Raw genomic sequence first — 12,946 nt, forward strand, 5'->3', positions numbered from 1 at the left:
ATGACCCGCAGGTCGATCGGCATCATCGTCAACGGCGTGACCGGACGGATGGGCTACCGGCAGCACCTCGTCCGGTCGCTGCTGGCCATCCGCGAATCCGGTGGTGTGGCGCTTGCCGACGGCACGACCATCTGGCCGGAACCGGTCCTGGTCGGGCGCAACGAGACGAAGCTCCGGGAACTCGCCGAGCGGCACGGGCTGACCGACTGGACCACCGACCTGACCTCGGCGCTGGCCCGCGACGACGTCGACATCTACTTCGACGCGCAGGTCACCCAGCAACGGGAGAAGGCGATCCGGCAGGCCATCGAGGCCGGCAAGCACATCTACACGGAGAAGCCGCTGGCCGAGGACACCGCGGCGGCCCTCGACCTGGCCCGGGCGGCGGACGCGGCCGGCGTCCGCACCGGTGTCGTGCAGGACAAGCTCTTCCTGCCCGGTCTGCGCAAGCTCAAGCGCCTCATCGACGGCGGCTTCTTCGGCCGGATCCTGTCGGTGCGCGGCGAGTTCGGGTACTGGGTCTTCGAGGGCGACTGGCAGCCCGCTCAGCGGCCGTCGTGGAACTACCGGAGCGAGGACGGCGGCGGCATCGTCGTCGACATGTTCCCGCACTGGCACTACGTGCTGGAGGAACTGTTCGGCCGGGTCACTGCCGTCTCCTGCGTGACAGCCACCCACGTGCCCGAACGGGTCGACGAGGCCGGTCACCCGTATGCCGCCACCGCCGACGACGCCGCGTACGCCACCTTCGAACTCGACGGCGGGGTGATCGCGCAGATCAACTCCTCCTGGGCCGTGCGGGTCTACCGCGACGAACTGGTGGAGTTCCAGGTCGACGGCACCGAGGGCAGCGCGATCGCCGGCCTGCGCAACTGCCGTGTGCAGCACCGGGCGGTCACCCCGAAGCCGGTGTGGAACCCGGACCTGCCGGCCACCGAGGACTTCCGCGCCCAGTGGGCCGAGGTGCCCGACAACGAGGAGTTCGACAACGGCTTCAAGGTGCAGTGGGAGGCGTACCTGCGGCACGTGGTGGCCGGCGAGCCGTTCCGGTGGGACTTCATGGCCGGCGCTCGCGGCGTGCAGCTCGCCGAGCTGGGGCTGCGCTCCGCCCGCGAGGGTGGCCGCATCGAGGTGCCGGAGCTGCGCTCATGACCGCCGAGGTGGTGCTGCCCGGTGGACGGCGGCACCGGCTCGCCGGGGGGAGCGGCTTCGCCCGACCGGACGCGCCGGCGACCAGCCGGATCGCGTACGCCGCAGCACACGTGGTCGCCGATCCGGGCGCGGAGAACGTGCCGGGCGCCCCGGCGGCGGTGGACTGGGACACCACCCTCGCCTTCCGGCGGCATCTCTGGTCGTACGGGCTGGGGGTCGCCGAGGCGATGGACACCGCCCAGCGGGGGATGGGGCTGGACTATCCGGCCACCCGGGAGCTGATCCGGCGCAGCGCCGCCGAGGCCCGCGCTGTGGGCGGGCGGATCGTCGCCGGGGTCGGCACCGACCAGCTACCGGTCGGCCCGGCCACACTGGCGGCGGTCACCGCCGCGTACGCCGAGCAGCTCGACGACGTCCGCGCCGCCGGCGCCCGGCCGGTGCTGATGTGCAGCCGGCACCTGGCCGCCGCCGCACGCGGCCCGGAGGACTACCTGCGGGTGTACGACGAGCTGCTGAGCGCCGCCGACGAACCGGTGGTGCTGCACTGGCTGGGTCCGATGTTCGACCCGGCGTTGACCGGCTACTGGGGTGCTGTCGACCTGGACCTGGCCGCCGACACGGTGGTCGAGCTGATCAAGGCGCACCAGTCGAAGGTGGACGGCATCAAGGTGTCGCTGTTGGACGCCGACCGGGAGGTCGCGTTGCGCCGCCGCCTGCCGGCCGGGGTACGCCTCTACACCGGTGACGACTTCCACTACCCGGAGCTGATCCGGGGTGACGAGGTGGGGCACTCCGACGCGCTGCTCGGAGTGTTCGCGGCCATCGCGCCGGCCGCCGCCGCCGCACTGGCCGCCCTGGACCGGGGGGACCTGACGGCGTACGACGAGATCTTCGGGCCCACAGTGCCGCTGGCCCGGCACCTGTTCGCGGCGCCGACCTGGCACTACAAGACGGGGATCGTGTTCCTGGCCTGGTTGGCGGGGCACCAGAACCATTTCACGATGGTCGGTGGGGCGCAGTCCGGCCGGTCTCCGGCGCACCTGGCCACCCTGCTCACCCTGGCCGACGCGGCCGGGCTGCTGCCCGACGCCGACCTGGCCGCAGTGCGTGCCCGGGCCTTCTTCACTGTGGCGGGGGTGGAGCAGTGAGCCTTGCGCGGTTCTCGTTCAACCAGGCCACCGCCCAGCGCTGGCCGCTGCCCGAGGTGGTGGCCGGGTGCGTGGCGGCCGGTGTACCGGGCATCGGCCTGTGGCGGGAGCCGGTTGCCGAGTACGGGTTGGCCCGCTCGGCGAAACTGGTCCGCGACGCCGGCCTCGCCGTCACGTCGCTGTGCCGGGGCGGGTTCTTCTCCGCCGACGACTGGCGCGCGGAGAACCTGCGCGCCATCGAGGAGGCCGCCACCCTCGGCGCCCCGGAGCTGGTGTTGGTCTCCGGTGGGCTGCCGGCCGGCAGCCGGGACGTCGACGGCGCGCGGCGTCGGGTCGCCGACGCGATCGGCGAGCTGGCCCCGCACGCCGAGGCCGCCGGGGTACGGCTGGCCATCGAGCCGCTGCACCCCATGTTCGCGGCCGACCGGTGCGTCATCGCCACCCTCGGCCAGGCGCTGGACATCGCCGAGCGGTTCGACCCGGCGGTGGTCGGCGTGGTCGTCGACGCGTACCACGTCTGGTGGGACGACACGGTGTACGCGCAGATCGCGCGGGCCGCCGCCCGGATCGCCGCGTTCCAGGTCTGCGACTGGGTGACCCCGCTGCCGGAGGGGGTGCTGCTCGGTCGGGCGCTGCCCGGCGACGGCTGCATCGAGCTGCGTCGGCTGCGTGAGGCGGTGGACGCGGCCGGCTACGTCGGCCCGATCGAGGTGGAGGTCTTCTCCGCCGAGGTGTGGGCGCGTCCGGGCGCGGAGGTGCTCGACGCGGCGATCGCCGGCTATCTGCGCCACGTTGCCTGACGTCTCCGAGCGGCGGTGGCCGGCGGCGGTCGGCGCCTGGCTGGGCATCGGCACCGCACCCGCCACGCTGGTGCTCGGCGCGGCGATGGCCGCCCGACACGGGGGCGCGGTGCCGGTGGCCGGGCTGCTGGTCGGCGGGGCGCTGATGGCGGCCCTGCTCTGGGGGCAGGGCCGGATCGGGCTGCGTCGGCCGCTCGGCGACGGCGGGACGTTGACCGCCGTGCTGCCCGCGTACCTGGGGGACACCTCGCGGCTGCTGCTGGCGGCGGTGCTGGCCGTGTCGATGGTCGGTTGGAACGGCTTCAACGTCGGGCTCGGCGGGGCCTCGTTGGCCGCGCTGACCCACCTGCCGGGCTGGGCCGGGCCGGTGCTGCTGGAGGTGGCGGTCGTCGCCGTCTCCTGGGCGCCGGCCCGGCTCGGCAACCGGGTCGCGGTGGTCACCACGCTCAGCGCGGTGGTGCTGGTCGGCTGGTGCCTGACGGTGCTTCCACCGCCCGGCGCGCCGGTCCGCCTCGCCGGCGGCGGGCTCGCCGACGCCGCCGCGCTGATCGGGTACGCGGCCGTGTTCGCGCTGCGCGCACCGGACTTCAGCGTGGGCCTTTCCCGAAGGCGGGACCTGGCCTGGTGCGTGGGGCTGCTGATCGGGCCGGCGCTGCTCGGGGTGCTCGCCGGGGCCGGCCTGTGGCTGCGGACCGGCTCGGCCGACGTGGTCGCGCTGCTCGCCGCCGGCTCGGGGCTGGCCGCGTACGCGAATCTGTTCGTCGCGGTGGCGGTCTTCGCGGCCGCGCTGACCACCACGTACTCCGGTTCCCTGGCGTTGCGTGGTCTGGCTCCCCGCCTGCCGGCGCGGGCGGCAATGCTGCTCGTCGCGGTGCTCGGCGGGATGCTGGCGGTGGCGCGGTTCGACCGTCTGGTGCTGCCCTGGCTGACCCTGTTGGCCGCCGCGCTGCCGGTGCTGGTGGTGCCGATGGCAGTGGAAGCCGCGGCCCGTCGGCGCGGTCGTGTCCCGCGTACCGTCCCCGCCTGGTGCTGGATGCCGCCGGCGCTGCTCGCCGTGGCCTGCACGCTCGCCGGGGTGGGTGTCGCCCCGCTGCTCGGGCTGGCCCTGGCCGCGGCGTTCACGGTGCTCTGGCGGCGACGAGGAGACGTCGCCTAGGCGGCGGCGGGGATGGTGGCGTCGATGAGGTGCGGGCCCGGCTGGTTCAGTGCCGCGGAGAACTGCTCCGCGAGTTGCTCGGCGGTGGTGGCGCGGGTGGCGGGCATCCCGAACGCGTTCGCCAGCCCGACGAAGTCGATCTGAGGGTTGGTCAGGTCGAACAGCGGATTGGCGTCGGGGTTGACCGAGCCCGGCTGCTTGCTGAAGTAACCCCACTCCTGGCGCAGGATCGCGTACCCGTGGTTGTTGAGGATCACGTTGGTGATGTTCAACCGCTCGCGTACCTGCGTCCAGAGCGCGGTGGCGGTGTACATGACGCAGCCGTCGGCCACCAGCGCCACCACCGGTCGGTCGGGTGCGGCGACGGCGGCGCCGACGGCCAGGGGCAGGCCGTCGCCCATGGCGCCACCGGTCTGCATCAGCACGTCGTGTCGGGGAGCGCCAGCGGTGGCGGTGGCGAGGGCGAGGCCCGAACTCACGGACTCGTCGATGATGATGGCCCGCTCGGGTAGGAGCGCCGCGATGACGTCGGCCCAGTTCTGCACTGTCAGTGCGCCAGTGGGTAGTGCCGGTCGGTGCGGGTCGGTGACCTGGGCCGACGCGTCCGGTGCCACCAGGTCGGCGAGCCGGACCAGCGCGTCGACGGCGTCCTGGCCGACCTCGGCCAGGACGTGCGTCTGGGCACCCTCGGGCACGAGGAGGCTCGGCTGGTCGGGGTAGGCGAAGAACGAGACGGGTGCCTTGGTGCCCGCGACGATGACGTGCCGTGCCCCGTGCAGTTGGTCGAGCACCTGATCGGGGTAGAAGCCGAGTCGGGGGAACGCCGGTAGGCCCGCTCCTCGTTCGACCCGGTTGGAATAGAGCTCCTGGAAGACGCGTGCACCGGTCGCCGCGGCGATGCGGCCCGCTGCCAGCAGACCCGCCTCCCGCAGAGTCGTTCCGCCGATCACCAGTGCCGTCGTCTCGCCGCTGCGAAGCGCCTCGGCGACCTGCGTGATCGTTCCCTGGTCGACTGTCGGTGCCGGCCGGGGCCGCACGGGTGCGCCGGCCGCGCCTCCGTCGGACCAGGACACGTCCGCCGGCATGATCACGGTGGCGATCTGTCCGGGCGGCTCCAGGACGGCGGCGAGTGCGGCAGCGGCGTCCGGGCCGGCGCCGGCGGCGTCCTCGGGGCGGCGGACGGGGCCGCGCAGCCATCCGGCGAGGGCGACGATGTCGGAGTTCAACGGTGGGTCGAACGCGGTGTGGAACGTCGCGTGGTCCCCGACGATGTTCACCACCGGCGAGTTGGCGCGGCGGCTGTTGTGCAGGTTCGTCAGGCCGTACGCGAGGCCGGGCCCGAGATGCAGCAGCGTCGCGGCGGGCTTGCCCGCGATCCGGGCGTAACCGTCGGCCGCGCCGCTGACCACGCCCTCGAAGAGGGCGAGTACGCCGTGCAGCTCGGGAACCGCCTCGAGCGCTCCGACCAGGTGCAGTTCGGTGGTGCCGGGGTTGGTGAAGAGCACCTCGACTCCGCCGTCGACAAGCGTCCGCAGCAGTGCTTCCGCGCCGTTCACACACGTCACCCCATCGCCGGTCGGATCAGCAGTGATTCAATACTAAGCTCGCATTTCGGACCACTACTGCTAGGTTCCGGTAAATAGCCCGGTAGGTGAGGAGGGGATCCGATGGAACGGGGATGGGCCGAACGCGGCTACCAGGCCCGCTGCCTGGACATCAGCATCGATCGCTCCTTCGACGACTTCCGGCGGCAGTACGAGCAGGCCGTCCCGGCCTACGACGCGGCGGCGTTCAACGCGCTGGTAGCCCGCAACGCATCCTGGGGCGATGTCCTCGCCCTCATGCGCGACAGCGCGCCGCACGCCTTCCTCATCTACTGGAGCAGCGGCGACCTGCGACCGATGATGAACCTCGCGGGCGACCCCAGGCACTGCGTCGAATACCTGATGGGCAACCACACCACGGCTGAGCGCATGTTCCGCCACGACCCGGCGGTCATGCTGTACACGCCGCTGCGGACGGTGATCTGCGACGGACCCGACGGCGGAGCGCGGTTCATCATCGAGCAGCCCAGCCACGCGTTCGGCTCCTTCGGAGTGGACGCGATCCACGAGGTGGGCCTGGAACTCGACAGCGAGGTCGCCGCCCTCCTGGCGCACCTCGAGGTGCCCGTGCCGGCGGGCCTGTCCGACTAGGGCAGTGGTTCGCGGCAATACCGCTGCTCGGGCTGGCCCTGGCCGGGGTGTACGCCCTGCTCTGGCGTCGTCTGAAAAAGTGATCTAGGCGCGGCCGGCAGAACGTGATCTTATACGCACCGGCGATCCGTAACACCGCGCAAACCATCGATTAACCATCGGCGGCTTAGGTGGGGGAGCGCTCCCATAGGCGGGTCGCGATCGATGAAAAGCTCCACAAGGGAGCAACCGAAAGGAGCCTCGTGGCTACAGGCACGAGCGGAAACAGGCTGCGAAGACTGGCAATACCTACGCTGGTCGTCGCCCTGATCACCGGTACCACCGGGGTCGCGGGAACGGCGTCGGCGGCACCCGCGGGGTCGTCGGGTAACGGCAGTGGCGCCGGCTACTTCACCGCCGGGTCCGACCGGAAGGTCACCCTGACCGACGGGGGCGACCGCCGACCCGGCGGCAACCGTGCGGCCACGCCGAAGGCAGCCGTCGACGAGACCGGCACCGGCATGTACGTCGTCGAGTTGGCCGAAGACCCGTTGACCACGTACACCGATGGGGTGTCGGGTCTGGTCCGGACCCGCCCGGCGGCGGGTAACCGGCTGGACGTGACGTCGACGCCGTCGCAGGCGTACCGCCGGCACCTCGACACGCAGCGGGGCGCCGTCGCCGCCGCGGCCGGGGTCACTGTCAACGCCGTCTACACCACCGCCTTCAACGGGTTCTCGGCAAAGCTGACCACCCAGCAGGTGAGCACCTTGCGGGCGGACAAGCGCGTGCGCGCCGTCACCGCCTCGCGGGCCCTCGGCACCCCCTCGGCGCCGCCCACCGCTACCACGGCGACCGCCGCCAACCCGACGCCCGCCACCTCCAGTGGCGCAGGCCAGTCGGCGCCGACGGACCGCTCCGGCCGGCCGGCCAAGCCCGGCCCCGGCACGGGCGCGGGCATGGTGATCGGCGTCCTGGACACCGGCATCTGGCCCGAGAGCGCGTCGTTCGCCAAGAAGATGCCCGCTCCCGCGAACTGGCACGGCACCTGCCAGACCGGTGTGGCCTTCGTGGCCGAGCACTGCAACGGCAAGATCGTCGGTGCCCGGTACTTCGCCGACTCGTGGCTCGCCGGCGGTGGCTCGGTGCCCGAGGGTGAGTTCCTGTCCCCCCGCGACGCCGCCGGGCACGGCACCCACACCGCCTCCACGGCGGCCGGCCTGCCGATCTCGAACGTCACTATCGACGGTCGCCGCTTCGGCCCCGTCTCCGGGGTGGCGCCCGATGCTCAGATCGCCGTCTACAAGGTGCTCTGGGGTGGCATGGGCTACGACGCCGACATCATCGCCGGCATCGACGCCGCCGTCGCCGACGGCGTGCAGGTGCTGAACTTCTCGATCGGCTCGCAGCTCGGCGACTGGGAGGCCAACACCCCCATCGGCGTGGCGTTCCTCAACGCCTCGCTGGCCGGGGTCTTCGTCGCGGCGTCGGCCGGCAACACCGGCATCGTGAGTGGAGCGATCAGCAACGCGGCGCCCTGGGTGACCACTGTCGGCGCGGCGGTGACCAAGCTCGACGAGGCCACCGCCAAGCTGGGCGACGGCACGAAGCTGGTCGGCGGCTCGCTGGACGCCCTTCCCGGCGGTGGCGCACTGCCGCTGGTCTTCGGTGACCAGGCCGGCTCGCCGGATCTGGGCGCGGTCTACTGCGAGCCCGGCAGCCTGGACCCCGCCAAGATCAAGGGCAAGGTGGTCGCCTGCGCGCTGTCCGACATGTTCGGCTCCGCCGCCGAGATCAAGGCCAAGGGCGGGGCGGCGATGGTGGTGTTCGAGCCGGTCGGCAACTACCGGATCAACTCCATCTTCAACTTCCCGGTGGTCTACCTGCCGACCGAAAAGCAGGCCGGCACACTGTTCAACTACCTGATGCGCCACCCCACCGACGCGACAGTGTCGTTGCGCACCGGCGGTGACGGCTCCAGCGTCCCGGGCATACCGAGCGTCGCGGACTTCTCCTCCACCGGCCCGGACAAGGTGACCCTCGGCGTCTTCAAGCCGGACCTGGTCGCGCCCGGGTCGAACATCATCGCCGCGGTCTCACCAGCGGGCAACTTCGGGCGACAGTACGACGCGTACTCCGGCACCTCGATGGCCTCGCCGTACGTGGCCGGGGCGGCGGCGGTCCTGCGCGCCACCCACCCGGACTGGTCACCCGGCGCGGTCGCCTCCGCGCTGCGCACCACCGCCACCGACACCGTCGGCACCAGCAACCCCCTGGACCAGGGCAGCGGCTTCATCAATCTGCCCCGGGCCACCGACCCGGGACTGGTCATCGAGCCCACGGCGGCGGAGCTGATCGAGTTCAGCGAGACGGCCGAACCCGACGGCAAGGCACTCAACCTGCCGGCCATCTCGTTGCGCGAGTACGACGGGACCCGCCCGGTGACCCTCACCCGCACCCTGACCAACGTGGGCAAGGCGCGGGAGACCTACCGTTCGTCGGTGTCCGGACTGCCCGGCATGAAGGTCACCGTGTCGCCGGCATCGGTAACCCTGGCGCCCGGCAAGTCAGCGACGGTCACCATCACGCTGCGTCGGGGCAGCGCGCCCTGGGACCGGTACGTGACCGGGTCGATCACCTGGCAGGGTAAGGCGCACAGCGCCCGGATCCCGGTCGCCGCCCGTCCGTGGGGCATCTCGGCCCGGCCGTACGCGGACGACGGCGAGGAGTTCGCCCGGATGGCCAACGGCGCCTTCGGCATGGTCCAGCCGGGCTTCACCGGCCCGCTCGTCGGTCGCAGCACCGGCTACACGCCGATGCGGCGCACGTCGTACTCGATGCCGGCCGGCGTCTACGGGGGCGTGTTCGACCCGAGCGCCACCGGAGTGAAGACTGTCGACTTCACGGTGCCGGCGAACACCGCCGGCATTGTCGTCGAGGCCAACACCGCCGATCCGAACACGAACCTTGATCTCTACCTGTACAAGGGCGACACCCTCGTCTACAGCAGTGACAGGTTCTGGACCAGCGCCGAGCAGGCGTACAAGTTCCTGCCCGAGCCGGGGCGCTACACCGCGTACGTGTTCGCACAATACCCCGGCGGTCCCGTCGTCGACTTCGAGCTGGGCCACGCCATCATCGGCCGTAACGCCAAGTATTCGGGTGCCACCCTCACGCTGCCCTCCACCTCGGAGCGTGGTCAGGGCTTCAACTTCACGCTGAAGCCGGACAAGCCGCTGGCCGAGGGTGACTTCTGGGCGTACACCGAGTACCGCACCAACGGCACCGTGGTCCCCGGCAACCTCGTCTACACCCAGCAGAGTTCCTGGCAGTAACCGTTCAACCGAGCGTGGGGCGGTGCCGACGTGCACCGCCCCACCGTCGCTTCGCCACCGACGGCATCGCGGCGACTACCGGTCGTACCTTCCACCGTCCATCCGGAGGGTGGCGCCGGTCAGGTAGCCGGAGATCGGGCTGGCGAGATAGGCGACGAGGTCGGCGTACTCGCGGGGCTTCCCGATGCGGCCGACGTCGGTGCCAGCGCGAATCGGGGCAGCGTTGCGCTCGACCTCCTCCCACGTCTCACCCCACCCGTTCTCGCGGCCGAGTTCCATGAGGTACTTGCGGGTAGTGGGAACCAGGATGGTGCCGGCCGCGATAGCGTTCGAGGTCACTCCCGTGTGCTTGAGGTCACGGGACAGGGACCGGGCGAGGTTGAGCCGGGCGGCGTTGCTGGCTGCGTAGTGCGGTTGCCCCGCCGACGGCGTCTCACCGGTCACGCTGCCGATCTGGATGACACGCCCCCACCCCTTGGCCCGCATCGCCGGGACCAGGTGTCGGATCAGGCGGACCGAGCTGAGCACGTTGAGGTTGTACATGTCGGCCCACGCGTCCGCGTTCAGGTCGGACCACCCTGATTCGGGATCGTAGGCGCCGGCGTTGTTCACCAGGATGTCCACCTCACCGGCCTGGTCGGCCACGGCCTCGGCACCAACATCGGTGGTGAGGTCTCCGATCACCGCCTGACCGCCTATCTCCTGGGCGGTCTGCGCGGTGCGGGTTTGGTCTCGACCATGAACGACCACGGCAACGCCTTCGGCGGCCAGTACCGAGGCGATCTCCGCGCCGAGACCGCTGCTCGCGCCGGTCACCAGAGCGCGCTTGCCGGCAAGCTGCAGATCCATGATCTTCCCCTGTCACTTCCGAAACGGCCGGGCCGGTGCTCGGCGCCGTATCGGACTGTGACTCGCAGATAATGGACCCGCAAGTCCAGAATCGGTGCCGACGATCCCCGCAACCGAGGGCCTCGCCTGTCGGCGCCCCTCGGCCGAGCCTGGTGCAACGGTGGGACGATTCGTTGCGATATTGATCGAGTTGAGGCGGACAAGGCCGCGCGAGGACTTGGGCTGCCGGGCTCGGGCCGTCAAGTCAGCGAGATTAGACCTGAACAGCAGTGGTCTGCGCATGCTTCTGCCGTGGGTCGAGCGGCACCTGAGCTGTCACGCCGTCAGGGACGCTTCCAGGTCGCGGCGGGTGAGGGCAGCGCGGAGTTCTAACGCCTCGGCGGCCAGATTCTCACGACACCCCTGCTCGCGGTCGATGGCGCAGACCACTGTCTCCACCTGGGCGCCGATGGACCGTAGTTGCCCGCACGATGCCAGTAGTGCGCCTCCCGTGGTGACGACGTCCTCGATCAGCACGACACGCCGCCCGTGCACCGGACCGCCCTCGGCGGCCTTGTTGGTGCCGTACTCCTTGGCGTGCTTTCGCACGAAGACTGTGGGCAGCCCCGTCAGCTGTGACATCACCGTGGCGAGAGGGATGCCGCCCATCTCCATCCCCGCCAGCACATCGCACTCCGGCAACATGGCCACCATCGCTTCGGCGACCTCGCGCAACAGATCCGGTTGCCCTTCGAACAGGTACTTGTCGAAGTACTCCTCGCTGACCTGCCCAGACCGCAGACGGAATCGTCCGGTGAGGTGGCAGGTGTCGGAGACGCGGCGCGCGAGTGGGTGGGTCACCTGCTCAGCCTCGCATCTCGCCTGGATCAACGAATCGTGCCCATAGCCGGAGGTTCGGATCGTGACGGCCGTGGTCCCGCGTTCAGGGCAGCGGATACGCGGTGAGACGGTCGGCGAGTTGCTTCGGGTGGCTGAGTGACACGCAGTGGCCGCCGTCAATCTCGTCCGGGACGACGCCGAGCCGGTCGGCGGCAACCCGGCGCTGGAAGTCCGCCGGGAAGAACCGGTCCTCGCGGGCGAGGAGCACCCTCGTCGGCACGTCCGGCCAGGCGTCCAGGGGCCACGGCTCGTCGCCCTCCGCGCTGACCTGGTCCCGGCTGTGTGATGCTGCCTCCGCGATGATCTCGGCCGGGACACCGTTGTAGAACTGCTGCTCCTCACTGAGCCCTTCGGCGCTGCGGTAACCGGTGTTTGCCCACCAGTCACCTGGCCTTTCACCGGGCTTGGGGACCATCGGTGTGAGCAGGACGAGCAACCGCACCGGCAGCTTGTCGGCAATGAGCGGCGCGGTGAACGCTCCGTACGAGTGCCCGACGACCACGAGATCTCTCCGGTCGCCGATCGCGTCGACGACCGTCTGGCAGAACTCGGTGAACCCTGCGGATCTGTCCTCGATCGGCAGTTCCGGCACCACCACGTCGTGGCCGCGGCTGGTCAGCTCGGGGACAAGGAGATGCCAGTCCCAGGCACTGCCCCCGCCGCCGTGGATCAGAACGAAAGTCGCCATGCCCCGAAGCCTCACACACTGGTGTGACACGCGCTTCTGTCGATGACGATGCTCTGGATACGGACGATGAAAGCGCTTCGGGACAGCCACATCGAGGTTGAGGCCAGTAGGGTGCCGCCGATGGGGTACCGGCCACCCCGAGGTAGTCCTCGGCGTGGCTCAGGTGACAGCCACCGATTCCGAAGGAAGCCCGGCATGAGCAGCCCACGCGAAACGTTCCTCCGACTGGTGAACGGTGTTTGCGACGGTCCGTACGAGGACTTGGCCGACCTGTACGCCGAACAGACCCATGTCACACATCCGTTCCACCCGCTCAACCCGCCGCCGCTGCGTAGCCGCAACGAACTGCACGAGCACTTCACCGCGTCGCCTCCGGTCGCCCGGACGCTGGTCCGTAAGCCAGTCGACGTGACGATTCATGAGACCGTGGACCCGGAGGTGATCGTCGCCGAGTTTGCCTATCAGGGGCGGGTAGCCGAGACCGGTGAGGCATTCACGGTGCCCTGCGTCTTCGTGATGCGTATCCGCAATGGGCTCATCATCGAGTCCAGAGATTACATCGACCCCATCGCGAGCGCGCGGGCCTGGGGTCAACTCGACAGCCTCCTGACCGCACTCCGTCCGCAAGAAAGCACCTCCATCGAGGGCACAGCCCGACAGTGATTCGCGCCCTGCGCACGCATTTGCCACAGCGAGTGTTGGTGCACAGCGACACGCCCACGGCCGACCTGGCCTCGTGATCTGGTCTTCTACGCCCGGACGCGG

General features: G+C 70.7%; 11 protein-coding genes. 7 read left to right on the plus strand and 4 right to left on the minus strand.

Features of this window, described 5'->3' with window-relative positions:
* The 4 genes from OG598_RS09000 to OG598_RS09015 are packed head-to-tail and all read left to right on the plus strand — an operon-like array spanning nucleotide 1 to nucleotide 4,256.
* A complete protein-coding gene (locus OG598_RS09000) occupies nucleotides 1–1,152 on the plus strand; it encodes a Gfo/Idh/MocA family protein (protein WP_328653976.1) in 1,152 nt (383 codons plus the stop codon).
* Nucleotides 1,149–2,300, plus strand: coding sequence for a dihydrodipicolinate synthase family protein (locus OG598_RS09005; protein ID WP_328653977.1), 1,152 nt, complete (start codon nucleotides 1,149–1,151; stop codon nucleotides 2,298–2,300). The genes OG598_RS09000 and OG598_RS09005 overlap by 4 nt, the downstream gene beginning before the upstream one ends.
* The gene (locus tag OG598_RS09010) at nucleotides 2,297–3,100 is read left to right on the plus strand and encodes a sugar phosphate isomerase/epimerase family protein (protein WP_328653978.1); all 804 of its coding nucleotides are present in this window, start codon (nucleotides 2,297–2,299) and stop codon (nucleotides 3,098–3,100) included. The genes OG598_RS09005 and OG598_RS09010 overlap by 4 nt, the downstream gene beginning before the upstream one ends.
* Entirely contained in the window at nucleotides 3,093–4,256 is a 1,164-nt protein-coding gene (locus OG598_RS09015; protein ID WP_328653979.1) for a hypothetical protein, read from the plus strand. The genes OG598_RS09010 and OG598_RS09015 overlap by 8 nt, the downstream gene beginning before the upstream one ends.
* Here OG598_RS09015 and OG598_RS09020 read toward each other — a convergent pair.
* Complete coding sequence (locus OG598_RS09020) at nucleotides 4,253–5,812, minus strand: acetolactate synthase large subunit (RefSeq protein WP_328653980.1); 1,560 nt, start codon at nucleotides 5,810–5,812, stop codon at nucleotides 4,253–4,255. The two genes, OG598_RS09015 and OG598_RS09020, sit on opposite strands and share 4 nt — an antisense overlap.
* Before the next feature lie 111 nt (nucleotides 5,813–5,923).
* Here OG598_RS09020 and OG598_RS09025 point away from each other — a divergent pair, with 111 nt between their 5' ends.
* Nucleotides 5,924–6,451 carry a hypothetical protein gene (locus OG598_RS09025; RefSeq protein WP_328653981.1) on the plus strand — a complete coding sequence of 176 codons (528 nt, stop codon included), beginning with the start codon at nucleotides 5,924–5,926 and terminating at the stop codon, nucleotides 6,449–6,451.
* Nucleotides 6,452–6,693: 242 nt separating this feature from the next.
* On the plus strand, nucleotides 6,694–9,765 hold the full coding sequence (locus OG598_RS09030) for a S8 family serine peptidase (RefSeq protein ID WP_328653982.1): 3,072 nt from the start codon (nucleotides 6,694–6,696) through the stop codon (nucleotides 9,763–9,765).
* 75 nt (nucleotides 9,766–9,840) lie between these two features.
* On the opposite strand, the gene OG598_RS09035 is transcribed toward OG598_RS09030, so the two are convergent.
* The 3 genes from OG598_RS09035 to OG598_RS09045 all read right to left on the minus strand — a co-directional run bounded on the left by OG598_RS09035 (nucleotide 9,841) and on the right by OG598_RS09045 (nucleotide 12,181).
* Nucleotides 9,841–10,614 (minus strand): SDR family NAD(P)-dependent oxidoreductase, encoded by a 774-nt coding sequence (locus tag OG598_RS09035; protein ID WP_328653983.1) that lies wholly within the window; start codon nucleotides 10,612–10,614, stop codon nucleotides 9,841–9,843.
* A gap of 315 nt (nucleotides 10,615–10,929) precedes the next feature.
* On the minus strand, nucleotides 10,930–11,454 hold the full coding sequence (gene pyrE / locus OG598_RS09040) for an orotate phosphoribosyltransferase (protein ID WP_328653984.1): 525 nt from the start codon (nucleotides 11,452–11,454) through the stop codon (nucleotides 10,930–10,932).
* A gap of 82 nt (nucleotides 11,455–11,536) precedes the next feature.
* Nucleotides 11,537–12,181 carry an alpha/beta fold hydrolase gene (locus tag OG598_RS09045; RefSeq protein ID WP_328653985.1) on the minus strand — a complete coding sequence of 215 codons (645 nt, stop codon included), beginning with the start codon at nucleotides 12,179–12,181 and terminating at the stop codon, nucleotides 11,537–11,539.
* Nucleotides 12,182–12,376: 195 nt separating this feature from the next.
* On the opposite strand from OG598_RS09045, the gene OG598_RS09050 reads away from it, so the two are divergent.
* Nucleotides 12,377–12,844 carry a nuclear transport factor 2 family protein gene (locus tag OG598_RS09050; RefSeq protein WP_328653986.1) on the plus strand — a complete coding sequence of 156 codons (468 nt, stop codon included), beginning with the start codon at nucleotides 12,377–12,379 and terminating at the stop codon, nucleotides 12,842–12,844.
* Nucleotides 12,845–12,946 lie beyond the last annotated feature (102 nt).

It is taken from the genome of Micromonospora sp. NBC_00330 (genome assembly GCF_036136635.1).
Lineage (GTDB): Bacteria > Actinomycetota > Actinomycetes > Mycobacteriales > Micromonosporaceae > Micromonospora > Micromonospora salmantinae.